The sequence below is a fragment of the Duganella sp. 3397 genome, from assembly GCF_031456625.1.
GTDB classification, from domain to species: domain Bacteria; phylum Pseudomonadota; class Gammaproteobacteria; order Burkholderiales; family Burkholderiaceae_D; genus Rugamonas; species Rugamonas phyllosphaerae.
In genome coordinates this window covers 257,525-282,084 of sequence record NZ_JAVDVB010000001.1, presented here as the reverse complement: position 1 = coordinate 282,084, position 24,560 = coordinate 257,525, and the positions used below count along the sequence as shown (strand labels likewise).

The 24,560-nt window shown below is 66.8% G+C and carries 15 protein-coding genes; 3 read left to right on the top strand and 12 right to left on the bottom strand.

The window, feature by feature from the left end; translation table 11 throughout:
- Window positions 1–42: 42 nt before the first annotated feature.
- From J2X54_RS01195 to J2X54_RS01175, 5 genes are all read right to left on the bottom strand, one after another.
- Window positions 43–1,971, bottom strand: coding sequence for a methyl-accepting chemotaxis protein (locus J2X54_RS01195; protein ID WP_310176855.1), 1,929 nt, complete (start codon window positions 1,969–1,971; stop codon window positions 43–45).
- A gap of 328 nt (window positions 1,972–2,299) precedes the next feature.
- Window positions 2,300–4,696 (bottom strand): PEP-CTERM sorting domain-containing protein, encoded by a 2,397-nt coding sequence (locus J2X54_RS01190; RefSeq protein ID WP_310176853.1) that lies wholly within the window; start codon window positions 4,694–4,696, stop codon window positions 2,300–2,302.
- A 171-nt stretch (window positions 4,697–4,867) separates the two neighbouring features.
- Entirely contained in the window at window positions 4,868–5,560 is a 693-nt protein-coding gene (locus J2X54_RS01185) for a Fe2+-dependent dioxygenase (RefSeq protein WP_310176851.1), read from the bottom strand.
- A gap of 83 nt (window positions 5,561–5,643) precedes the next feature.
- Window positions 5,644–7,989 carry a catecholate siderophore receptor Fiu gene (locus J2X54_RS01180; protein ID WP_310176849.1) on the bottom strand — a complete coding sequence of 782 codons (2,346 nt, stop codon included), beginning with the start codon at window positions 7,987–7,989 and terminating at the stop codon, window positions 5,644–5,646.
- Between the two features lie 159 nt (window positions 7,990–8,148).
- Window positions 8,149–11,700 carry a response regulator gene (locus J2X54_RS01175; RefSeq protein WP_310176847.1) on the bottom strand — a complete coding sequence of 1,184 codons (3,552 nt, stop codon included), beginning with the start codon at window positions 11,698–11,700 and terminating at the stop codon, window positions 8,149–8,151.
- Between the two features lie 222 nt (window positions 11,701–11,922).
- Here J2X54_RS01175 and J2X54_RS01170 point away from each other — a divergent pair, with 222 nt between their 5' ends.
- Both J2X54_RS01170 and J2X54_RS01165 read left to right on the top strand, forming a co-directional pair.
- Entirely contained in the window at window positions 11,923–16,893 is a 4,971-nt protein-coding gene (locus tag J2X54_RS01170; RefSeq protein WP_310176845.1) for a response regulator, read from the top strand.
- Between the two features lie 78 nt (window positions 16,894–16,971).
- A complete protein-coding gene (locus tag J2X54_RS01165; RefSeq protein WP_310176842.1) occupies window positions 16,972–17,244 on the top strand; it encodes an NHLP-related RiPP peptide in 273 nt (90 codons plus the stop codon).
- A 15-nt stretch (window positions 17,245–17,259) separates the two neighbouring features.
- Here the strand turns inward: J2X54_RS01165 and J2X54_RS01160 are convergent, their stop codons facing one another.
- Entirely contained in the window at window positions 17,260–18,444 is a 1,185-nt protein-coding gene (locus J2X54_RS01160) for a putative peptide maturation dehydrogenase (protein WP_070250248.1), read from the bottom strand.
- A 155-nt stretch (window positions 18,445–18,599) separates the two neighbouring features.
- Between J2X54_RS01160 and fnr the strand changes: the two genes are divergently transcribed.
- Window positions 18,600–19,358 (top strand): fumarate/nitrate reduction transcriptional regulator Fnr, encoded by a 759-nt coding sequence (gene fnr, locus J2X54_RS01155; protein WP_070250250.1) that lies wholly within the window; start codon window positions 18,600–18,602, stop codon window positions 19,356–19,358.
- 75 nt (window positions 19,359–19,433) lie between these two features.
- Here fnr and J2X54_RS01150 read toward each other — a convergent pair whose 3' ends face one another.
- The 6 genes from J2X54_RS01150 to ccoN are packed head-to-tail and all read right to left on the bottom strand — an operon-like array spanning window position 19,434 to window position 24,518.
- Window positions 19,434–19,943: a FixH family protein gene (locus J2X54_RS01150; RefSeq protein ID WP_310176836.1), complete on the bottom strand. Its 510-nt coding sequence runs from the start codon at window positions 19,941–19,943 to the stop codon at window positions 19,434–19,436.
- Between the two features lie 10 nt (window positions 19,944–19,953).
- Window positions 19,954–21,339: a cytochrome c oxidase accessory protein CcoG gene (gene ccoG / locus J2X54_RS01145; protein WP_310176833.1), complete on the bottom strand. Its 1,386-nt coding sequence runs from the start codon at window positions 21,337–21,339 to the stop codon at window positions 19,954–19,956.
- Window positions 21,336–22,292, bottom strand: coding sequence for a cytochrome-c oxidase, cbb3-type subunit III (gene ccoP / locus J2X54_RS01140; RefSeq protein ID WP_310176830.1), 957 nt, complete (start codon window positions 22,290–22,292; stop codon window positions 21,336–21,338). Before ccoP ends, ccoG begins: the two co-directional genes overlap by 4 nt.
- Window positions 22,285–22,464, bottom strand: coding sequence for a cbb3-type cytochrome c oxidase subunit 3 (locus J2X54_RS01135; protein WP_310176828.1), 180 nt, complete (start codon window positions 22,462–22,464; stop codon window positions 22,285–22,287). The genes ccoP and J2X54_RS01135 overlap by 8 nt, the downstream gene beginning before the upstream one ends.
- Window position 22,465: 1 nt before the next feature.
- Window positions 22,466–23,080 carry a cytochrome-c oxidase, cbb3-type subunit II gene (gene ccoO, locus J2X54_RS01130; RefSeq protein WP_070250260.1) on the bottom strand — a complete coding sequence of 205 codons (615 nt, stop codon included), beginning with the start codon at window positions 23,078–23,080 and terminating at the stop codon, window positions 22,466–22,468.
- A 13-nt stretch (window positions 23,081–23,093) separates the two neighbouring features.
- Window positions 23,094–24,518, bottom strand: a complete 1,425-nt coding sequence (ccoN, locus tag J2X54_RS01125) for a cytochrome-c oxidase, cbb3-type subunit I (protein ID WP_310176824.1) — start codon at window positions 24,516–24,518, stop codon at window positions 23,094–23,096.
- Between the last annotated feature and the right edge of the window lie 42 nt (window positions 24,519–24,560).

Genomic DNA, 24,560 nt, shown 5'->3' with positions numbered 1-24,560 from the left:
ATGCTATTAAAGTGTAACCATCCGGGTAGGTGGGGGGCTGAATTAGTACCGCACGAACTTCGATTCATCCGGCCCGGTCGAGGCGAACTCCTGCTGGCGTGGCGCTGCGATGTTGCGTGCGGCCGCAGCCGGGCGTGCCTGGTGTCGACTGGCGCCGTGATTGCCCGATGCGGCGCCGGGGCTTCTTACGCTGCCGGCGACTCGGAAGAAACTCATCGCCTGCTGCAACTCCTCGGCCTGGCTGCTCATCTGTTCTGCGGTGGACGCCAGTTGTTCGGAGCCGGCGGCGTTTTGCTGGGTGGTCTGGCTCAGCTGGGCGATGGCGGAATTGATTTGCGCCAGGCCGGCCGATTGCTCTTCGGAGGCCGACGTAATTTCCTGCACCAGGTCGGACGTCTTGCGGATATTGGGCACCATCGCGCCCAGCATCTGGCCGGCCTGCTCGGCCAGGCCCACGCTGCTGGTGGCCACTTCGCCGATTTCCTGGGCCGCGACCTGGCTGCGCTCGGCCAGCTTGCGCACCTCGGCCGCCACCACCGCAAAACCCTTGCCGTGTTCGCCCGCGCGCGCCGCTTCGATGGCGGCGTTCAAGGCCAGCAAATTGGTCTGATAGGCGATGTCGTCGATGATCAGGACCTTGGCGGCGATCTGCTTCATGGCCGACACCGTCGAACGCACCGCCTCGCCCCCTTCGGTCGCTTCAACGGCTGCGCGGCTGGCCATGGCGTCGGTGACCTTGGCGTTGTCGGTATTTTGCGCCACCGACGCGGTCATCTGTTCCACCGAGGCCGAGGTCTCTTCCACCCCCGCCGCCTGTTCGCTGGCGGCCTGCGCCAGCGAGTTGGCCGTCGCACTGACTTGCTCCGAGGCGGCTGCCAGCCCTTCGGCGTTGGCGTTTACTTCCGACACCACCTGCGCCAGCTTGGCCACGGTGGTGTTGGCGTATTTTTTCAGTTCGCCGAACGCGCCTTCGTACGGCTTGTCGATGGTTTGCGTGAGGTCGCCGTCGGACATGGCGCCCATCACCCGCACCACGTCGTCGATACTGGCGCCGGTGGTGGTGGCCAGCTGGTTCAAGCCTTCGCCCATGTCACGCTGGAAGCCCTGCAAACCGGCCAGCTCGACGCGGGCGCCAAAGTTGCCACGATTGGCCGCTTCCACCACGGTGCGCTGGCCGTCGATCACCTGCTTGAGCTTGGCCACCATCTGCTTGACCGTCAACAGCAGGCTGCCCTTGTCGCCGGGCCGGGTGACGACCTCGCTCGACAGGTCGCCATCGGAAATGCGCTGCAATACCTGCGCCGCATAGGCCGGCTCACCGCCGAGGCTGCGCACCAGGCTGGCCGTGATGGCCCATGCCAGCGCCACCGCGATCAATACCGCGCCCACCGACAATGCGATCACCAGCATGCGCGTGCTGGCGAAGTGGTCGCTGGCGTTCTCGCGCTCCTGGTCCATCACCGCAGTCTGATGTTTGACCAGGTTGTCGAGCGCGCCCAGGTAGGCAGTATTGGCGACCAGGAATTCTTCCTTCATGTAATCGAGCGCGCGCTTGGGATCTTCCTTGATCAGCGCGTACAGCTGGTTGTAGGCCGGGTTGAGCACATTGCTCTTTTCCACGATGTCCTGGTACAGCGCACGGCCCTTGTCACTGTTGATCAGCTTGTCGAGTTTGGACAACGCTTCCGCCACCTTGACCCGGTTGGCCTCGGCCACTGCCTTGTACTTGTCGCGCTCGGCGTCGCTGGTGGCCAGCATCATGCTGCGTACCTGGCGGCCGTTGTCGATGGTGCGGGTGGCGGCCTCGTTGGCCATCATCACCTTCGGATAGCGGTCTTCCATCAGCAAGTCCATGTCATGGTCCATGGCCGCCATGCGCGTCAGGCTCACCGCCGACAGCACCAGCAGCAACACGACCACCGCGCCGAAACCGATCGCCAGACGTACCGCTACCTTCATGTTTGCAAACATAGTCGCTCCTGAAACGGATATGCGCATGCCTGCCAACCTGAGGGCGACGACATGCAGGGGGAAAAGAAGAGGAAATGACCGCTGGTACAGCTATTGCAGCGCACAGCTAGCGGCATGCAAGCGGTAATCGGGGGCGTTGTGTGGCGCGGCGCCGGGGCGCGCCGCTGGTGTTGCGCGGACAAGCCAACCACACGATCCATTGCAGCCCCATTCCGGAGAAGCCGGAAGCAAAAGTCTGACATTGATCATGTCATGGGGCCGTGATTTGTGGCAAGCATTTTCAAGCAGGGTGTTGCAGGCTACCCCGCTGCCCGGCGTTTGCGCCAGATCAAACGCGCGCGGGTAGCCGTCGCAATGCGCCGCCGCGCCAGGCCAGTAGCGCCAGTCCCAGCACCAGCATCAGCCAGGAACCCGGTTCCGGCACCGGCGTGAGCGCATTGCCAGCGCCCAGCACATAGCTGAAGCCATAGATGCCACCGTTGAACGAGAAGCGCACCAGCAAATCGAGCGTGCTGGTGTTGAATACACCCAGGTCGAGCACGTTATCGGAGAAGAACAGTGCGGCCTGGTCCGGGTTGTTGAAGCTGCCCGCGTACAGTTCGGTCGCGCCATTGCTGACCGAAAACTCAAAGTTGGCGGTGTCGAAGTCCGAGTTATACGGCAGCCCCAGGCCCAGCAGCAAATGGCTGCCGGCGGCAAACGGTACGCTGTATTGCGCCGTGGCGGTAAACGGGAAGAACATCGCCCCCATGGTGCCTGCGCCCAGCACCTGTGCACCGTCGAACGCCGCCGCAATGCTGGGCGAGGCCGCCATCAGCGGCGCCAGCGAGGCCGGATCGGGCAGCGCGCTGGCGTACGAGGCGACCATGCCGGTGGCGGCATCGGGCGTCCACGGGCCGTAGGCGTTGCCGCCCACGTTGGCAGCGCTGTAAGCCTCGGGCTGGTAGAACTCGGCGGGCTGTGCCGAGCTGGCGGTGGCCACCACCACGGCGCCCAGGCTGGCGTCGCTGTAGCTGCTGCGCGCCAGCACGTCGCCGCCGCGGAAACTGGCCAGCGCGTGCGCGCGCGCCTCCGGCGCCAGCAGCGAGGCAGGCGGCAGTGGTGGCCGGCTGGCTGCGCGGTTGACCGAGGCCTGGGCGATGGCCGATGCCGGTTCGGTATTGCCAAAGCGGCCGCTGCCGGACATGGCGACTGCATCCGCGCTGGCGTGCCAGGCCGATGTGGCGTCGGCGCGCGCGGTTGCCGGCGCGCCAGGGTTGAAGAAGGCACCGCCCCCGTTGGCGGTGGCGGCAGCGACCGCGCTGTAGTTGGAAGTGACCGTGGCGCGCGCGTTGGCGGCGCCGCCCTGGTCGCCGCCGTAGCCGCCGGTGGCGAGCGCGTTGCCGGTCACGCGGCCGTAGCCGGCCACCGTCACGGTGGCGTCGGCGGTGCCGCCCCCGCCGGAGAAGGCGCCGGTACCGGGCACGCCCGCCAGCGCGGTGCTGTTGGCGGCGATCACGGCGTTCCAGCTGCCGGCCGCCGGCGCGGCGCCGGTGAGCGAGATGGTGCTGGCGGCATTGCCGCCCGCGCCCGGCGTGCCCGACAGCGGGTCGGTGAACGGGTTGCCCGCGCCGCTGCCGCCGATGCCGCCGGTGGCAATGCTGTCGACGCTGGCGCCGAGTGCGCCGCCGAGGCCGCTGGTGACGGTGGACATGGCGTTGCCGCCGCGTCCGGCAAAGCCGAACACGGTATCGCCGCCAGCGCCCCCGGTGGCGCTTTGCACCAGCGTCAGGGTGCCGGTGCGGGTGTTGAAGGTGCCGCCACTGCTGGCGGTGGCGTCACCACCGCGGCCGCCGTAGGCGAAGGGCGCGTTGTCGATGTCGAAATTGGCGTGGCCGCCGGCGCCGCCGGTCGCGTGCACGTCCTGGTTGTACGAGGATAGCGTGGCATAGGGATTGCCGATGCCGGCATTGGCCGAGGCATTGCCGCCGGCGCCGCCGGCCGCGCCGTCGGCGGTGGTGGCGGCGCCCTGGCCGCCGGTGGCAAGCGAGCGCACGCCGACCGCGCCGCTGCCCAGCGCCACCGCAGTGAGGTTGCTGAGCGCATCGCCGCCGGCCGCGCTATTGAGCACGCCGGTGGAGCGTCCACCCTGGCCACCGGTGGCTTGCGCAGTTCCCTGTACGGCGCCGTTGCCGGAACTGGTGAGTACGCCGTTGGCAAACGCCGTGCCGCCCACGCCGCCCGCTGCAGCGGCGCCAGTCTGGGCGCCGGTACCCGGCTGGCCGGCGTTGCCGCCCAGGCCGCCGTTGGCGGTGACTGCCAGGCTGGCGCCGGTGGCAGGCGCCGCCACCGACAATTCGGCCGAAGACGCGGCGCCGGCGCCGCCAGCCCCGGCCGCGCCACCGGTCTGGCCGGTAGCGCCATTGGCGCCGTTACCACCGTTGCCGCCAGCGCCGCCACCGACCCCCAGGCGATTGACCGGATCGGCGCCGAACAACAAGTAGGAAGCGGGCGGCGCGGCGCCACCGGCGGTGCCGGGCGCGCCCGGCGTGGCGCCGTTGACGCCGCTGCTGCCGGGCGGCCCCTGGAACAGGACGTCGACTGCCAGCGCATTGCCGCACCAGGCCGCGCAGACCAGGGGCACCAGGCGCAGGACGGTACGCAGCCGGTTCAACGGGGTGGATTGGGTGGATTGGGTTGATGAAGTGCGTGAAGCCGGTCGTGCGGCCGGATGGTTGCATGCCATGGTTGCCTCCCTGAAGCGGGAGGCTGTGCACCGATGCCGATGCAATCGCATGCCAACCGCCCGTAGGGACGATTGTAATGAACGTTCTTTATTTTTATGGTCTTTATTGCATCAAAAAAATGCTGACGCGACCGTAAAACAACGGTCGGCCGATGCTGTATTTTCCGGCTGTTAAGCTTCGCTCCACTGGCGCAACAGGTTGTGATAATGGCCGGTCAGGCCCACCAGTTCCGGGCAGTCGCCCAGGCGCGAGCGCAGGCTCTGGATGTTCTGGTCCAGCTCGAACAACATCGAGCGCCGCATATCGTCGCGCACCATGCTCTGGGTCCAGAAGAACGAGCACACGCGGGCGCCGCGCGTGACCGGCTCCACCCGGTGGATGCTGGTCGATGGATACAGGATCAGGTCGCCGGCCGGCAGCTTGACCTCGTGTTCGCCGTACACGTCGGTAACGATCAACTCGCCGCCATCGTAGTCGTCCGGATCGCTTAAAAACAGCGTGCTCGAGACATCGGTGCGCACCCATGCACCGGGACCGGCAGCGGTCGCTGGCATGCGGCGCATGGCGCCATCGACGTGGGCGCCGTAGTGCTCGCCACCGGCATAGCTGTTGAACAGCGGCGCGATGGTGCGCAGCGGCAGCGCGGCAGCGAAGAACACCGGGCTGGCGGCCAGCGCCGCCAGCACCACCTGGCCCAGTTCGAGCGCCAGCGGCGAGGTTTCGCCGAGCTGGCGGTTCTGCTTGACCTGGGCGCCCTGGGCGCCGACCGTGGTGCGGCCATCGACCCAGTCGGTGGTGTCGAGGCGGGCGCGCAGGGCCGCCACCTGTTCGCGGTTCAAAACGCCAGGGATATGCAACAACATGAATCACTCCTTGCTATGAAAAAAGCCCCGCCGGTGACGGCGGGGCTCAGGTGCAGCTATCGACGATGCTTGGACGATGATGCTTAGAACTTGATATTGGCCGTCAGACTGCCCGACAGTGGCTGGCCCGGGGTGTAACGGTAACCGGACTTGTTGATCGATGCAACATAGTCCTTGTCGGCGATGTTGTACACGTTCAGGCGCAGGTCGACGTTCTTGCTGAGCGGGTAGCTGGCCATGGCGTCGGCCACCCAGTACGAATCGATATGGGACGGGGTGCCGACGGCGCCGTCGGTGCCGCGACGCAGCTGGTCGTTGAAGCGCACGCCGCCGCCGATGGTCAGGCCGAACGGCAGGGTGTACGAGGTCCACGAAGTGAACGACTGCTTCGGCGTGTAGGCCAGGTAGACTTCGCCGTCGGCGGACACCGCGCGGCCGTTGGTGACCTTGGCCGACATGCGGGTGTAGCCTGCGCTCACCAGCCAGCCACGGCTGATCTCACCGGTCACGCCCAGTTCCACGCCCTGGTTGCGCTTCTCGCCGGTCTGGAAGTAGGTGCCGCTGGTGGCGTCCTGCTCCACTTCGTTTTTCACGGTGGTGCGGTACACCGCCGCCGACAGCGACAGTTTTTGCTTGAGCAGATCCCACTTGCCGCCGAACTCGTAGTTGGTGGTTTCCTGAGGATCATAGTTCGGGTTGGCGGCGCTGTTGGCGGCCGCGCTCAGCGAGAAGTTGGTGCCGCCCGGTGGCGCTTTCGAGCTCGCTGCCAGCGCGTAGATGCTGCTCTCTGGTGTGAGCTTGTACAGTGCCGACAGCTTGCCGTTGACCAGCGTGTCGCCCACCTTGAGATTGGTGGCGATGCGGGTGCCGACCGGGATCAGCTGCGGATTGTTGCCGGTGACTGCGGCCTGGATGGCGACGCTGTCATAGGTGGTGCTGTAGTGGTCCAGTCGGACGCCGCCGTTGAAGATCCAGTCGCCGAACTTGGCGGTGTCGAACAGGTACACGGCCTGGGTGTCGGTGCTGCCCACCGCTTGCGCGCCGGTGCGGGCATAGGTGAAGGTTTGCGGCGTGGCCGGGTTCGGGTTGTAGATGCTGGTGCGGGTGATGGTGGCGCCTGGGTTGGTGGCGATGGTGTAGTTGGTCTGCTTCTCGGTGATGAATTCCAGGCCGGCCACCAGCGTGTGCTTGACCGCGCCGGTATCGAATTCGCCGGTGAGGGTGGTCTGGTTGGTCAGCACCTTGTTGATCTGGTCCTTGTAGGTCAGGGTGGTGCGGACCATGGTCCAGGTATCGGGCGTGCCGGTGACGATCAGGTTGGCGGAGGTGGCCATGAACGCGGTCAGCAGGTAGTCCTGCTTGTTCTTGCCGTAACGGGTGGTGTTCTGCAGCTTGACGCCGTTGGCGAAGTCGTGTTCCAGGCGCGCCGTGAACTGGTCGGCGGTGACGTTGTCGTGGTCCTTTTCCGAGCCGTAGAAGTTCTTCGGATCGACGCGCGGCGCAGTGGCCAGCGGCGTCAGGCGGATGCGGTCAAGACGGGCCGCTTCGATCGTGGTTGCCGTGGTGCCGGGCGCCAGGTAGGGCGGGGTGTAGCCCGGCAGGCCGATGGTCAGCACGCCGCCATCGGGAATATTGTCCTGCTTGACGTGCAGGTAGTTCAGGTAGAAGCGGGTAGGACTGTTCAGGCCGAACGCCAGCGACGGCGCCACGGCCCAGCGCTTGTTCTCGACCACGTCGCGGGCCGGGTTGCCGCTGTCCTGCACCAGGGCGTTGAGGCGGAAGGCGCTGCCGCTGTCGGCGTTGATCACCTGGTTGACATCGGCGGTGGCACGCTTTTGCTTGCCGCTGCCCACGGTAACGGAGCCGAGGTAGGCGTCTTCCAGTTGCGGGCGCTTGCTGACCAGGTTGATCGAACCGGTCGGGGCGCTGCGGCCGTTGTCGGTGCCGGCCGGGCCCTTGAGCACGTCGATCTGTTCGATGTTGAAGATGTCGCGGGTGATCGAGCCGACGTCGCGCACGCCATCGACGTAGATGCTGCCCGAAGTGTCGAAGCCGCGCATGAAGATGGCGTCGCCGGTGTTGGTGTTGCCGTTTTCACCGAGGAAGAACGCGCCCACGCCGGGCGTGTTGCGCAGCGCTTCGGTCAGCGAGACCGCGCCTTGCTGCTCGATCAGTTCCTTCTTGATCACGGTGATGGTCTGGGCGGTATCGACCAGTTTTTCGGTGTACTTGGCCGAGACCGCGCGGTCGGCCTTGAAGGTTTCTTCGGCGGCGCCCTGTACCTTGACTTCGGACAGGGTTTGCGGGGTTTGCGACTGCTCGTCGGCGGCGGCAGCGGCGTGCGCGGCCACCGGCAGCAGCATCGCGGCCAGCGCGGCGCTCATGTGTTGGTTAAAACGCGACTGCGCGTGCTTGCGGCTCTTGATCATTGCGGTATCTCTCGTTCGGACAGGTTGGACGGCTCGTTGCCGGTTGTTATTCGACTAATCCGTGAGATTGTAACGATGATCGCCCAATCCGTAAATGCGAATTGTTATCAGTACGGTTTACATGTGGTATTTCTGCAAATGTGTTGAAGTTTCCCTCTGTCACTCCGGCTGCAGGGCGAGCCAGGCGCCGGCCTGGTCCAGCGCCGCCTGCAGTTCGGCGCGCACGGCCTGGTAGCCGGCGGCGATCGCCACGGCGTCGCCGCCGGCGATGGCGTCCTCGGCGTCCTTGGTGGCCTGGATCAGGCGGCGCGCGCCCAGTACTCCTACCGCGCCGCGCAGGGTGTGGAACTGGCGGGCGGCATCGGGCAGGCGCCCGGCGGCGATCGCCTGGCCTGCCTCGTCGGCCGGCCCCATGCCGCCTTCGATGGCGCCGCGCACCATCTTGAGCATTACCGCCCTGCCTTTGGCGTCCTTGCCCATCACCCGCATCAGCTTGTCCACGTTGAAGACATCGGCTTCGCTGGCGGCCGTATCTGTCGTGACTACCTTTGGGGCGGCCACCAGCCGCGCGGTGGCGGGCGCTGGTGCCGGCACCAGCACCGGCACCAGCGCCGGCACCTGGGCGGGACCCTGAGCCGGCACGGGCGCGGCTGCCGATTTTTTAGGCAGATGCTGCAACAGCACCGCCAGCATTTGCTCGACCTCGATCGGTTTCGGAATGAACGCGGTCACACCCACCGTCACGCTGCGCTCGCGCTCGGCTTCGAGCACGCCGGCCGTCATCGCCACGATGGGCAAGGTCAGCTTGAGTTCCTGGCGCAGGATGCGGGTGGCCGTAAAGCCGTCCATGACCGGCATCTGCATGTCCATCAGCACCGCGTCGTACTCGCCCTGGCGCGTGCTCATGCGGTCGACCGCCTGCTGGCCGTTGTCCACCACGTCGACCAGCGCGCCGGCCAGCTCGAGCATACCGCAAGCCACCACCTGGTTGGCCACGTTGTCTTCCACCAGCAGCAGCCGGCAACCGGCCAGCGTGCCCTCGATGTCCTGGTCGGCCGCCACCTGCAAGCCGGTCTCGCCGTTGGTCACCAGCGCCTCGTGCAGCGCGTCGAACAGGTTGGAGCTGGTGATCGGTTTGACCAGCACCACGTCCACCTCGGGCGCGGCGGAAATTTCTTCCAGGCGGTCGCGGGCAAAGGCGTTGACCATCACCACCACCGGCTGGCCGCCCTCGGGCGCGGCCGCGCGGATGCCCTTGGCCGTGGCCAGCCCGTCCATGCCCGGCATGTGCCAGTCGGCCAGCACCACGTCGTACGGCTGCCCGGCGTCCAGGCTGGCGCGGAACATGGCCAGCGCCTCGGTGCCGGAGGCCACTTCGTCGGCCTGCCAGCCCCAGGCGCGGATGATCCGGGCGATCAGGGTGCGGCTGGTGTCGCTGTCGTCGGCCACCAGCAGGCGCAGCTCGCCAATCGCCGGCCGGCGCCGCGCTTCGCCGCGCTCCGGCAGCACCTCGAACGGCAATTCGAACCAGAAGCGCGAACCGTGGCCCTCGGTGCTGCTGACCGCGATCTCGCCGCCCATCAGCTCGATCAGCCGGCGCGTGATTGCCAGGCCCAGGCCGGTGCCGCCGAAGCGCCGGGTGATGCTCTGGTCGCCCTGCGAAAAAGCGTGGAACAGCTGGCCCAGCTGCTGGGCGGTCATGCCCATGCCGGTGTCGCGCACTTCGAAGTGCAGCCGCACCACGTCCGGCGAGGTGGACTCGGCCAGCGTGATCGACACCACCACCTCGCCGGCGGCGGTAAACTTGATGGCGTTGCCGGCCAGGTTGACCAGGATTTGCTGCAGCCGCAAGGCGTCGCCGCGCAGGTGCCTCGGCACGGCCGGATCGACCGCGATGGCCAGTTCGATTTCCTTGTCGCCGGCGTTCATGGTCATGGTGGTGGCCAGCGAATTCATGGTGTCGTCGAGGTTGAACTCGACCGGCGCCAGCGCCATGTGGCGCGCCTCGATCTTGGAGTAGTCGAGCACGTCGTTGAGGATGCCCAGCAGCGACTGGCCCGACACCCGCACCATGTTCAGGTACTTGCGCTGCTGCGGCGTCAGCGTGGTGTTGCCGAGCAAATACACCATGCCCAGCACCGCGTTCATCGGCGTGCGGATCTCGTGGCTCATGTTGGCGACGAATTCGCTCTTGGCCCGGTTGGCGGCCTCGGCGCGGTCGCGCTCGCGCTCCAGTTCTTCGGTGCGCGCCGCCGCTTCCACCCGCAGGCGGTGCGGCTCGGTCACGTCCGAGATCACCGCCAGCACCTTGGTGCCCTGGTCGGTGCGCACCGCGCTCAGGTTGATCTCGATCGGGAATTCGGTGCCGTCGCTGCGCAGGCCGTGCAGCACGGCGCCGCGCCCCATGCGCACCGGCTCGGCGCTGAGCCGCTCGGCAAAAAAATGCTCGCGGTGGCCGGCATGGCGCTCGCGCAGCGGCGCCGGCACCAGCATCTCGATCTCGCGGCCCAGCAACTGGTCGCGCGGATAGCCGAAGCAGCGCTCGCACTCGCGGTTGGCGGTTTCGATGCGGCCGTCCATGCCGACTACCAGGATGGCATTCGGTGCGTACTCGAGTACGCTTTGCAGGCGGGTGTCGGCGGCCTGCCGCTCGCGCATCAGGTTGTTGAAAGCGGTGGTCAGCTGGCCCACCTCGTCGTTGGCGTGGACCGGCAGCGGCGCAAACCCGGCGGTGGAGCCGCGCAGCGCGCCGATGGCGTTGCGCAGCCTGACCAGCGGCGCCAGCAGGTGCGCCGCCAGGCTGCCGATCAGCAGCGCCGTCAGCAGCGAGGCCAGGCCGCCCCACAGCAGCAGCCGCGCCAGCACGCCGTCGAATGCCTCGTAGGCTTCGTCGGCCGGCAGCGACGTGCCCAGCACCCAGTCCACCGACTTGAGCATCTTGTAGCTGTTGAGTACTTCGCGGCCCTCGGTATCGACGCTGTCGACCGTGCCCTCGAAGCCGTCGGCCAGCGCCAGCGTGGTCGCACCGTTGAGTTGGCCGCCGCGCGGCTGCAGCAGGCGGTTGGGGTCCGGGTGCAGCACGTACACCGGCCTGGCGCCGCGCGTCAGGGCGAAGTAATAGCCGCTGGAGCCGACGGTGGCGTGGCGCAGGCGGCCCAGGAAGTTGTTCTTGTACAACCGCAGCACGCCGGACAGGATGCACACCACCTCGCCGCGCTCGTCGAGCACGGGGGCGATCATCTGCACGATCGGTTCGCGCTGGTACTTGCCCAGCACCGGCTCGGTAATCATCGGCTTGCGGGTGGTCATCACCTGCCTGAAATAGGCGCGGTCGGTGACATCCATGCCCGCCCGGCCGGGCACGACCGGCAGGTCGGCAATGGCCTTGCCGTCGGCGCTGTAGACGATCAGGTCGTCGAACAGCGAGAGGATGGCGCGGTCCTGGTAATAGGCGCGCAGCCGCTCGGCCGAGTTGACCAGGCCGGGCGGCTGCTTGCGCGCGGAAAAAGCGACGATCTCGAGCAGCGCCGTCAGCTTGTCGTCGAGCTCCTCGGCGGTGCGGCCCACCAGCGCGGTTTGCTGGGTAAACAGCACACGGGAAAAATCCTGTTTGACCCGTTGCACCTGAACCACGGTTACCAGGGCGATCATCATGATCGAGGTGATACTGGTTGCCAGCGCAACCTTCGCCTTGATCCCGAGTGGCTTCATGTCGTCCTTGTGCGGGGCTGCATCGTAGAAAACCGATAGTGATAGGAATTTTCCTATCAAAATTCAAGAATGGCAACAGGATTGCGAATCACGTGCAATTGAATCGCTCGTGACTTGCAATCCATGGTTAGCAATGGCGCAAGCGCAGCCTTTGCTTTACGATGCATTACCCTGTGCACGTTGGCGTTGGGGAACTTACGGTACTTTTGGCATTGATTCGTGGTGAACCCGACCGTCCTCCTTACTACTGCGACCGCCGTCCTGCTTGCCGGGCTGGCCAGTGTGCCACTGCGCGCGGCGCCCGGCACTGACCGCTGGTCCACGCTGGCGCCGGTGGTGTTCGAGCACCTGTCCCCGGCCGAGCGCGATTTTCCCAGCCCGGTCGTGATGAGCGTGGCCCAGGACGGCGACGGCTTCATGTGGTTCGGCTCGCAGGCCGGGCTCGGGCGCTGGGACGGCTACCAGATGCGCAACTTCTATTTCGACGCCAACGACCCCCATTCGCTGCCCGGCGACTTCATCCAGACCCTGCACGTCGACCGCCAGGGTCGCCTGTGGGTGGGCACCAGTATCGACGGCCTGGCCCGGTATGACCGGCAGAACGAGCGTTTCGTGCGGGTGGCGGCGGGCGTCCTGTCCAGTCCGGCCGTGTATGCGATCGCCAGCGACCGGGACGGCGGCCTGTGGGTGGGCACGGCCGCCGGGCTCGATTACGTCGATGCGGCCGGCCAGGTGCATCACCACCGGCGCCCGGACACCGCGCCCGGCGGCCAGCGCGCCAACCAGATCCGCGCGCTGTTGCTCGACCGCGACGGCGTGCTCTGGATCGGCTCCGATGCCGGGCTGGCGCGGCGCGCCGTGGCTGGCAACCGCATCGACAAAGTTGACGATATCGCCGGCGTGGGCGACGCGGTGCTGTCGCTGAGCCAGAACCCGCAAGGCGGCGTGGTGTTCGGCACCCTGCGCAGCGGCGTGGGTTTCGCCGCAACCGACGCCGCCACCGCCGGCGCGCGCCTGCTGTCGCTGGCGGACCAGGGCCGGCGCCAGGCCATGGTGCTGTCGCTGACCGAAACCGTGCCCGGCCAGTGGTGGGCCGGCACCTACGGCGACGGCGTGATCGAATTCGATGCCGCCGGCATCCAGCGCCGCATCACCCACCGGCCGGCGGTCGCGGTCAGCCTGGCCAGCGACCGGGTGGCGGCGCTGTGGCGCGACCGCAGCGGCCTGGTATGGGTAGCCAACGAACGCGGCGTCGATACCCACGACCCGCGCAACCGCACCTTCAGCACCATTTTTGACGGCGTCGGTCTGCCCGAGATTTCAGCCTCGGCCTTCATGACCGACCAGAGCGGACGCCTGTGGGTGGCGCTGGCCGACCAGGGCATCGATCTGATCGCGCCGGACGCCACCCGCCGCGCCGGCCTGCGGCCCGATCCGCTGCGGCCCGACACCGCCCTGCCCGGCAGCCTGATCCTGGCCCTGACCGAAGCCGAACCGAACGAGGCGTGGATCGGTACCCTCGCCGGGCTGTACCATACCAGCGGCCAGGGCAGCCGGGTGCGGCGGGTGCCGTTGCCGCACCACGAGCCGTTGCCGCGCATCGGCAGCATTCTCCAGCGCGACGGCGATTTATGGCTGGGCACGCCAGGCGGCCTGCTGCGCTACGATCCACGCGCCACCACGGTCAGGGCTTACCGCCAGGGGCCGGCTGCCGCCGGCGCCCTTTCCGACAGCCGCGTTACCACCCTGCTGGAAGCGCCCGACGGCATGCTGTGGGTGGGCACCCGCAACGGCCTGAATCGCTTCGATCCGGCCACCGGCCGCGCCGAGCAGATCCTGGCGGAGCCGGATCGCAGCGACGGTTTGCCACAGGGCCTGATCAACGCGCTGGCGTTCGATCGGCGCGGCCGCCTGTGGGTGGCCACCAACAGCGGCGGCGTCGCCATCCTCGACGGTCGGACCGCCGGCGGCAAGCCGCGCTTTCTGCGGCTCGCCGTCGGCGCCGGCGTGTTCGGCAAGATCGCCAGTTCGCTGGGCCTCGACGCCAGCGGCCGCATGTGGGCATCGGGTGGCAACGGTATTGCCGTGATCGATACCGAGACCTTGCGCGTGCAGCTGTTCGGTCGTGCCGACGGCCTGGTGTTCCAGTCCTATTTCGGCGGTGCCGGTGCCAGCACCGCCCAGGGCGAGCCGGTGTTCGGCACCTCGGGGGGGTACGTGGTGGTGCGGCAGACGCCGGCGCAGCGCTGGAAATACCAGCCGCAATTGGTGGTGAGCAAGGTGCAGCTCGACGCCCGCCAGGTGGCGGCGGCGCCGCTGCTGGCGGCGGACGGCCGTGGCCTGGAGATCCCGGCCGGCACCCGCAACGTCAACATCGAAGTGGCCTCGCTCGACTATTCCGCCAGCGCGCGCAACCGCTACGCGTTCCGCCTCGAGGGCTACGACAAGGACTGGGTGGAAGCCGACGCCAGCCACCGCATCGCCACCTACGCCAACGTGGCGCCCGGCACCTATCGCCTGCACATGCGCGGCAGCAACCGCGAAGGCGTGTGGAGTCCGCACGAGCTGACCATGGCGCTGCGCTTCCTGCCGGCCTGGTACCAGACCTGGTGGGCGCGCTCGGGCGCGGCGCTGGGCATCCTGCTGCTGGGCTGGGGCCTGTACCGCTGGCGTATCCGCCAGCTCGAGCACGCCAAGTTCCAGTTGCAGCACGAGGTGTATGCCCGTACCCGCCACCTGGCGCGGGTGCACGCCATCGTCAAGTCGATCAACGACCAGCTCGACTTCGACGCGCTGCTGCAGGCGATCCTGCTCGAATCGAGCGCGATCGGCCAGGTCAGCGGCGCCTGCGCGCTGATCCGCGAACCCGGTGACGGGCGGTTGCGGGTGCACGCCAGCTGGCAGGCCAGCGTGGTGCCGCCGTACGCGGCCATGACACTGGCCGAAACCCGGGCGCTGCTGGTCGATGGCGCCGAGCTGGTCATGCCCGAAATGTACTTGAGCGGCGCCGGCACGGTGCTGGCGGTGCGCATCTGCAGCGGCGAAGAGGTGCAGGGCTACCTGGTGTTCGAGCAGCAGCGCCCGTTTGCCGGGGGCGACCTGGAGATGTTCAAGGCGCTCAAGGAGCCGTTCATCTCGGCCTTCCAGAAGGCCGACGCGATCCGCGCCATCCAGCAGGCGCGCGCCGACGCCGAAGCCTCCACCCGCGCCAAGAGCGACTTCCTGGCCAACATCAGCCACGAGATCCGTACGCCGATGAACGCCATCCTCGGCTTTGCCGGCCTCGGTGCGCACCTGGACCTGCCGGCCAAGCCGCGCGACTACTTCCACAAGATCGACCGCGCCGGCAAGAACCTGCTGGGCATCATCGACGACGTGCTCGATTTCTCCAAGATCGAGTCCGGCAAGCTGGCGCTGGAAAGCGTGCCGTTCGACCTGGCCGACGTGCTCGACCAGGTCGCCGACCTGTTCTCGTGGCGGGCGGCGGAAAAAGGCCTGGAGCTGGTGGCCTGGGCCGACCCGGATGTGCCGGCGCGCCTCAATGGCGATCCGCTGCGCCTGGGCCAGGTGCTGATCAACCTGGTGGGCAACGCCCTCAAGTTCACCGCGCGCGGCGAGATCGTGCTGCATGTCACGCGCGAGACCGGGCCGGGCCCGGATCCGGACGCTGACCGCTTGCGGTTCGCCGTGATCGACAGCGGCGTGGGCATCAGCGCCGAGCAGCAGCGGCGCCTGTTCCACGCCTTCAGCCAGGCCGACAGCAGCACCACGCGCCTGTACGGCGGCACCGGGCTGGGCCTGGCGATCTCGCAGCAGCTGGTGCGCGCCATGGGCGGCGTGATCGGCGTCGACAGTACGCCCGAGCAAGGCAGCCGCTTCCATTTCAGTGTCGCCCTGCCGCCGCTGCCGGCGCCCGACGCGACGATGGAATTACTGGCGGCGCTCGCTGGCAAGCAGGTGCTGGTGGTCGATGACAGCGCTGCGGTACGCACCATGTGCGCGCAGCAGCTGGCGCACGCCGGCCTGCCGGTGTTGACCGCTGCGACCGCCGAAGCGGCGGCGGCAGCGGTGGATGCGTACCTGGCGCCGGCGCCGGTGGACGTGGTGCTGCTCGACTGGGACATGCCGGCCGCCGACGGCGCCGACACGGTGCGGCGCTTGCGCCAGGCGGCCATGACCACGACCGGCGGCGCGCCGGCGATCGTGGTCATGGCGACCGAATACGGGCGCGAGGCGGCCATGCGCGCAGCCGGCCAGTTGGGCATCCGCCACTGCCTGACCAAGCCGGTCAGCCGCGCCCGCATGCTGCTGACCATCGCCCAGGCGCTGGGCCTGGCCGCCGACGAACCGGCGGTGGCGCCGTTGCCGCCGCGCGTGCTGTCGGCGGCGGCGCAGCGCCTGGCCGGCGCCCGCGTGCTGGTGGTGGACGACAACCAGATCAACCAGCAGGTCGCGCGCGAGGTCTTGCTCGGCGGCGGCGTGCAGGTGGACCTGGCCGGCACCGGCATGGAGGCGGTGCGCATGGTCGAGGCCTGCCGCTACGATGCGGTGCTGATGGATATCCAGATGCCGGAAATGGATGGCTACGAAGCGACCGCGCTGATCCGCGCGCGCCATTCGGCCGCGCACCTGCCGGTGATCGCCATGACCGCGCACGCGGTGCCCGGTTTCCGCGAAAACAGCCTGGCCATGGGCATGAACGACTACATCACCAAGCCGATCGAGCCGGAGCGGCTGTTCGAGGTGCTGGCCGGCTGGATCGTCGGCCGCGCCGCGCCGGCGCTGGCGGCGCCGGCCACGCCCGCCCTCACCTGGACGCAGGCCGCGCCGGAAGCTGATGACCAGGCCGCCGCGCCCGGCATCGATACCGGCGCCGCGCTGGCGCGCCTCGGCGGCAACCGCCGCCTGCTCACGGTGCTGCTGGAAAAATTCGTCGAGGAATTCGCTGTCACGCAGGCGCAACTGGCCACCGCCATCGGCGCCGGCAATATCGAGCAGGCCGCGCTGCTGGTGCACAAGGTCAAGGGCGCGGCGGGCAACCTGTCGATGGGCCAACTGCACCGCTGCAGCGACGTCCTCGAGCAGCAACTGCGCAGCGACCCGGACCAGGCCGCCCCTGCGCTGGCAGCATTCGGCACGGCACTGGCGACGGTGCTCGATGCGGCCCGCGCGGGGGACCCTGACGATCGTTAAAGACGTTGTGAATTCGCCAAGCTGGGCGTAGCATAGCCTGGCAGCACATTGTTTTTATCCACCCTGAGGGAGTACACAATGATTAAACAGAATTTCGATCAACTCAACACCATGCTCGCCAAACTGGCCACCGACGATGGTTTCCGCGACCGCATGCAGAACGACCCCATCCGCGCGTTGGGCACGCTCGGGATCGAACTCGATCCGGCCAAGGTGCCGGCCGCGCGCCGCCTGCCGTCCAAGGATGCGGCCGCCGCCGACCATGCCGCCTTGGCAAGCAAGCAGATCGGCGAGAACGGCATGGTGCTGTTCATGTTGTCCGGTGTCTCGGTGGCGCGCCTGGCCTCCTGATCCAACCCTGACCGGCTACTCTGCCACCTGGCCGAGGCCGGTCTCTCCATAGCGCAGTTCCACCATCTCGCGCTCACCGCTCGCGGCCACGCCGCAGCCGCACACGGCGATCACCGCGTGGCGCAGGTGGTCGAGCTCCAGCATGGTTTCGATATCGATGTCGTTGATGGCGGCGGTGATAAACGCCGGCAAGCCCGCTTCGGTCGCCAGCAGGTAAAACGTCTGCGACAGGTGGCCGGCGTCGAGCGACATGGCGCGGTACGCCTTCTGGTGATTGCGGTACTTCCAGAACGAGCGCTCCACCCGGCCCACCATCACCACCTGCATGGCCGCGCCGGCCAGCCAGTACTGGTCCGCCACCATTTGCAGCGCCAGCGCCGCCGCCTGGTCCGGCGTGGTGGCGCGCAGCGGCTGCAGCGTATTGTCGACCGGATGGTAGTGGTACAAGCCCGGCGCCAGGCCGTCCACCCGCTGTACCAGCACGAACGCTTCGACCGGATGCAGGCCGCCGCCCGACGGACTGGTCTTTTTCAGCACGTTGGCGTGCGGGCCGATGTGGCGCACTTCCTGGGCGCCGAACGTGCGCTGCAACAGGCGCGCCGCCACCGCCAGCGGCAGGCTGGCGCTGGTGTCGTAATTGCGGCCCGTGTAGCGGCGCAGCAGCACCTCGTCGAGGAAACCGGTGGGAGCCGGCAGCGCCACCGCTGCGCCGATGCTTGCCACCTGCTGCACCGGCGGCGGCGGGTTGCCGTGGCGCTCGAGCAGCTCGTCGAAACTGGGCGCTTCCATGCCGGTATCGCTGCGCACGTCGTGCCAGCGCGAGAAGGTATGCGCCAGTGCCGCCAGCGGCCGCCAGTGCAGCGTGCGCAAGGTGTCGTCGCGTGCGCGCAGGGCGCCCGGCGCCGAATCGGGCGCCGCGTCCTCGGCCAGCAGCAGGCCGTGGGCGAGCAGCCGGTCCACCACTGCCGCGCCATGGCGCTGCGCCAGGTCCGCGTGCGCGGTCCACACCGATGAACCGACTGCGGCCAGCGCGGCCAGGTCGGCCGCATCGACCTCGATCTCGCGGTCCAGGTGCGGCGCCAGCGCCAGCCAGCGGGTGCTGGCCGCCAGGGTGCTGGTACCGGCAAACAGCGCGGCCCAGTCGATGTCCAGTTCTTCGCGGGGTTCCAGGTACAACACGGCGCAACGGCGGAGGTTCATGGTCTTTATCTCTGCTCAAGTTAAGAAATCGGCAATAACCAGGATGAGTCTAGCGCATCGGCCAGCTGCGGGGAAGTGGCGGATGCGCCGCAATACCCGATGGCGCCGGTGCGGCATCGACCAAAAAGCATGGGAGATGGTCTACACTGTCGGTCATGATCAAAGACCTGCCGTCGCTGGTGCTGCCCGGCGCCACAATCGACATCCTCAAGGCCAGCTGCGCCACGTGCAGCATGCACCAGCTGTGCCTGCCCATGGGACTGGGCAACGAAGACATGGAGCGGCTCGACCAGATTATCGGCCGCCGCCGCAAGGTCGCGCGCGGCAATACTCTGTTCCGCATAGGCGATCCGTTCCAGAACCTGTACGCGATCCGCCTCGGCCACTTCAAGACCTACCAGGTCAACCGCGAAGGCGCCGAGCAGATCACCGGCTTCCAGATGGCCGGCGAGCTGCTGGGCATGGACGCCATCAGCACCGACCTGCACCATTGCACGGCGGTGGCGCTGGAAGACAGCGAAGTGTGCGAAATTCCGTTCGCCACCCTGCAGCAGCTGCTGGCCGAAATGCCCACGCTGCTGCGCCACTTCCACCGCATGATGAGCCAGGAAATCACGCGCGAACAAAGCGTGATGCTTTTATTGGGCAATATGCAGGCGACGCAGCGCTTCGCCGCCTTCCTGGTCAACCTGTCGTCGCGCTACGAAGCACGCGGCTATTCGCCCAACGCCTTCCAGCTGCGCATGTCGCGCGAGGAAATCGGCAACTACCTGGGCCTGACCATCGAGAGCATCAGCCGCCTGCTGTCGAAGTTCAAGAAGGAAGGGCTGGTCAAGGTGAGCAACCGCGAGATCGAACTGCTCGAGCCGCACACGCTCAAGGCGATTACGGCCGGTACGCAGACTTGCGGTTGATCCCACCCCCTGAACCGATGGGGTCGGACCCCGTACGGGGTCCGACCCCGGTTGGCTGTGCGGGGTAGCGGCTGCTTAATCGGCTACCAGCGCTACACCACGCTCCTTCGGCCACACCCACGCGCCCGCCAGGCGCCAGTCGCGTTTTTCTCCTTCCACCAGCACCACCCAGCGGCTGCGCTCGAGCATGGCCAGCGGCGCCTCGAAGCGGCCCGCCGTATCGGGTTGCAGCGTCGCTTCGATGTCCTTGTCGGGCAAGGTTGCGTGTGAAAGTCTTAGCCGCATGGGCTCGGTCATGCCGCCGCCGTGCAAGCGTTGTACTTGCCCCGACAGCACGCTGCGGCTGGCGTCGTAGGTCAGCGTCATCGACAGGCCCATGGCGCTGGCCACGCGGTCGCGCGTCAGGTCCTGGTTGATGGCCTTGCCCTGCTTGTAATAGTCGCCGACCACCACCGGGTCGGGCGTGGAGAACGCCAGGTAAGCGGTAAACGCGCTGCCGGCCACCACGATGGCCGGGCCCAGCATCAGCAACCACGGCCAGCGTTGCTGGTACCACGGGGTGACGGTGCTGTGTAGATGGTGCATATGAATACTCCTAGCGGGGGACGATGAAGACCGCAGTTTCGTTGACGTGCAGCGCCGGGTCATCGACAGCCGTGAGCGCCACTTCGATCCTGTTCGAGCCCGGCTGGGCGGCGCCGTGCGCGGTGCGCAGGCGAATCGGCACGCCGCGCGTTTCGGTCGCATCGAGCCGCACCGTATCTGGCGTGACCAGGGCCAGCGACTCGATGCCGGCGACGCTGATGCGGTACGTATGGGCGCGTTCGGTGGTATTCATGATCTGCAGCCGGTAGACGTTTTCGATCATGCCGTCTTCCACTTCGCGGCCCATGGCGCCGCGGTCGCGGATCACGTCCATCTTGAGGGGCACGCGCAGGTACAGGGCGGTACTGGCGCCGGTCACGATCAGCAGCAGGACGGCGGTGTAGATGCGCACCCGGGGGCGCCAGGTGCGGCGGCGGATCTCGGTGGGCGTCAGGTGTTCGTCCAGTGCGCGTTCGGTGGCGTAGCGGATCAGGCCGTGCGGTGCATCGATCTTGTCCATCACGCCGTTGCACGCATCCACGCAGGCGGCGCAGCCGATGCACTCGTATTGCAGGCCGTTGCGGATGTCGATGCCGGTGGGGCACACCTGCACGCACAGCGAACAGTCGATGCAGGCGCCGCCGGTATTGGCTGCCTGCTTGTGGCGCGGGCCGCGTGGCTCGCCGCGCTTGGCATCGTAGGTGATGACCAGGGTGTCGCGGTCGAACATCGAGCTCTGGAAGCGGGCGTACGGGCACATGTACTTGCACACCTGTTCGCGCATCCAGCCGGCGTTGCCGTAGGTGGCAAACGCATAGAACAGCACCCAGAACCATTCCCACGGTCCGAAGTCGAAGGTTTGCACCTCGACCATCAGATCGCGGATTGGCGTGAAGTAGCCGACAAAGGTAAAACCGGTCCACAGGGCGACCGCGCCCCAGGCCAGGTGCTTGGCGGTCTTTCTACCGAGCTTGTTGGCTGACCACGGCTGGCGGTCGAGCAACATGCGCGCGCTGCGCTTGCCCTCGATCTTGCGCTCGATCCAGAGAAAAATTTCGGTATACACCGTTTGCGGACAGGTGAAGCCGCACCACACGCGTCCGGCCACGGCCGTGGCCAGGAACAGCAAGTAGGCGCTGATGATCAGCAGCACCGCCAGATAAATGAAATCCTGGGGCCACAAGACCATGCCGAAGATGTAGAACTTGCGCGTGGTCAGGTCGAACAGCAGCGCCTGGCGGTCGTTCCATTGCAGCCACGGCGTGCCGTAGAACGCCAACTGCGTCAGCCAGGCGAACAGCCAGCGCAGGCGGGCGTAGCGGCCCGACGTTTCGCGCGGGTAGATTTCCTCGCGCGCCGCATACATCTTGACGACCTGGGTCTCGGGCGCACTCATTTTGCCGGTTCCGCTGGCGCGGCAGGTGCAGGCAAGGGCTGACTGACATCATTGGACAAGCTCCAGATGTACGCGGCCAGCACGTGCACCTTGGCGTCGCCGAGGAAGTCGCCGAACGCCGGCATGGTGGCGTTGCGGCCGTGGCGGATGGTCTCCATGATGGTGTCGGCGCTGCCGCCGAACAGCCAGATTTTATCGGTCAGGTTCGGCGCGCCCAAGGCCTGGTTGCCCTTGGCGTCGGCGCCGTGGCAGGCCATGCAGGCGCCGAATTTGCCTTTGCCGAACACCGCCTTGATCGGATCGGCCGTCGAGCCGGACAGGCTCAGCACGTAGTGGGCGACGTTCTCGATATCTTTTTCGCTGCCCACCGCTGCGCCCATCGGCGGCATGGCGCCCACGCGGCCATGCAGGATGGTCTGCTTGATGATCTCGGGCGTGCCGCCGAACAGCCAGTCCTTGTCGGCCAGGTTGGGAAAGCCCTTGTTGCCGCGTGCATCGGAGCCGTGGCACTGGGCGCAGTACGTGAGGAACAGCCGTTCACCGATGGCGCGCGCTTTCGGATCGGCCGCCACTGCCTTGAGATCCTGCTGCTGGTACTGGGCGAACAGCGGACCGTATTCTTTCTCCGCCTGTTTCAGTTCGGTCTTGTAGTTGCCGGTGGAGCTCCAGCCCAGCTTGCCGGCGTAGCTGCCCAGGCCCGGGTACAGCACCAGGTACACCAGCGCGAAGACGATGGTGATGTAAAACAGCCACATCCACCAGCGCGGCATCGGCGTGTTCAGTTCGGTCAAATCCTGGTCCCAGACGTGGCCGGTGGTATCGACATTGACGTCGCTGCGCTTGCCTACCCGCGCCTTCGATTGCGCCCACAGCAGGATACCGCAACCGACAATGCCGAGCAGGGTGAGGGCGGCGATGTAGTAATCCCAGAAGCCGCTGGTAAAGTCAGCCATGGTCACTCTCCTCGTCGCGCAGTTCATCGTCCATGAAGGGCGCTTGTGCTGCCTGGGTAAAATCGGTTTCCTTGTGGTGGAAATAGGCCCACCACACGATGCCGATGAAGGTGACAAACGACACCACCGTCATCACGCTGCTGGCCTGGTCAAACAGGTTCTCGATAGCCATGTCAGTTCCTTGCTTTGATTAATGTGCCCAGGCCTTGCAGATAGGCGATCAGGGCGTCTTCCTCGGTCTTGTCCTTGAGCTGTTCCGGCGCGGCGGCGATGTCGGCGTCGGTGTACGGATCGCCCAGCCGTTGCAGTGCGCGGAGCTTGGGCACCACGTCCTGCGGCACCAATTTGGTCTTGGCCAGCCACGGGTAGTTGGGCATATTCGATTCCGGCACCACGTCGCGCGGATTGGCCAGGTGGGTGCGGTGCCACTCGTCGCTGTAGCGGCCGCCCACGCGCGCCAGGTCGGGCCCGGTGCGCTTGGAGCCCCACTGGAACGGCCGGTCATAGACGAATTCGCCAGCGACCGAGTAATGGCCGTAGCGCTCGGTCTCGGCGCGCAGCGGCCGCACCATCTGCGAGTGGCAGTTGTAGCAGCCTTCGCGCACGTAGATGTCGCGCCCGGTCAGGCGCAGCGGGCTGTACGGCTTGAGGCCGGCCACCGGCTCGGTGGTGGACTTCTGGAAGAACAGCGGCACGATTTCCACGGCGCCGCCGATGCTGATCACCAGCGTGACCAGGGCGATCAGCAGCCAGGGATTTTTTTCGATCCATTCATGCGAGAATTTCATGGGTACTCCGGGGTCAGTGGGCTGCAGCCAGGGCAGGGATGGGGGCGGTGACGGTGGCGCGATGGCGTAACGTCATCCAGGTGTTGTAGCCCATTACGCACATGCCGCTGAAGTACATGAAGCCGCCCAGCACCCGCACCGCGTAGTACGGATAGGTCGCTTTCACGCCTTCGACAAAGGTGTAGGTGAGGGTGCCGTCGGGGTTCACCGCACGCCACATCAGGCCCTGCATCACGCCGGCAATCCACATCGCGGCGATGTACAGCACCACGCCGATGGTGGCCACCCAGAAGTGCAGGTCGATCAGCTTGACGCTGTACATTTTTTGCTCGCCGACCAGGCGCGGAATCAGGTAGTAGATCGAGCCCATGGTGATGAAGCCGACCCAGCCGAGCGCGCCGCCGTGCACGTGCGCCACGGTCCAGTCGGTGTAGTGGGAGAGGGCGTTGATGGTCTTGATCGACATCATCGGGCCCTCGAAGGTGGCGATGCCGTAGAACGACAGCGAGACGATCATGAATTTGAGGATCGGGTCGGTGCGCAGCTTGTGCCAGGCGCCCGATAACGTCATCATGCCGTTGATCATGCCGCCCCACGAGGGCGCCAGCAGCACCAGCGAGAACACCATGCCCACCGACTGGGTCCAGTCGGGCAGGGCCGTGTAATGCAGGTGGTGGGGACCGGCCCACATGTAGGTGAAGATCAGCGCCCAGAAGTGGACGATCGACAGCCGGTACGAGTACACCGGACGCTCGGCCTGCTTGGGGATGAAGTAATACACCATGCCCAGGTAGCCGGCGGTGAGGATGAAGCCGACCGCGTTATGGCCATACCACCACTGGATCATGGCGTCCTGCACGCCGGTGTAGGCCGAGTACGACTTGGTCAGGCTGGCAGGCATGCTGGCGCCCTGCACCACGTGCAGGATGGTCACGGCCAGGATGTAGGCGCCGAAGAACCAGTTGGCCACGTAGATGTGCTTGACCTTGCGGATGATGAGGGTGCCGAAGAACACCACCGCGTAGGCGATCCACACCAGCGCGATCAGGATCGTGATCGGCCATTCGAGCTCGGCGTATTCCTTGCCGCGCGTGTAACCCATCGGCAGCGTGACCACTGCCAGCACGATCACTGCCTGCCAGCCCCAGAACGTAAACGCCGCCAATTTATCGGAAAACAGCCGCACCTGGCAGGTGCGCTGCACCACGTAGTACGACGTGGCAAACAGGCCGCAGATACCGAACGCAAAAATCACCGCGTTGGTGTGCAAGGGCCGCAGGCGGCCGTAGGTCAGCCATGGAATGTCGAGATTCAGCGCCGGCCATGCCAGCTGGGCGGCGATGATCACCCCCACCAGCATGCCGACGATGCCCCAGATGACGGTGGCGACCGCGAATTGCTTGACCACCTTGTAGTTGTAATTCAATGCTGGTTCCACACACGCTCTCCCCGGTTTGCGTCAAATCTATTGACCGAAGGG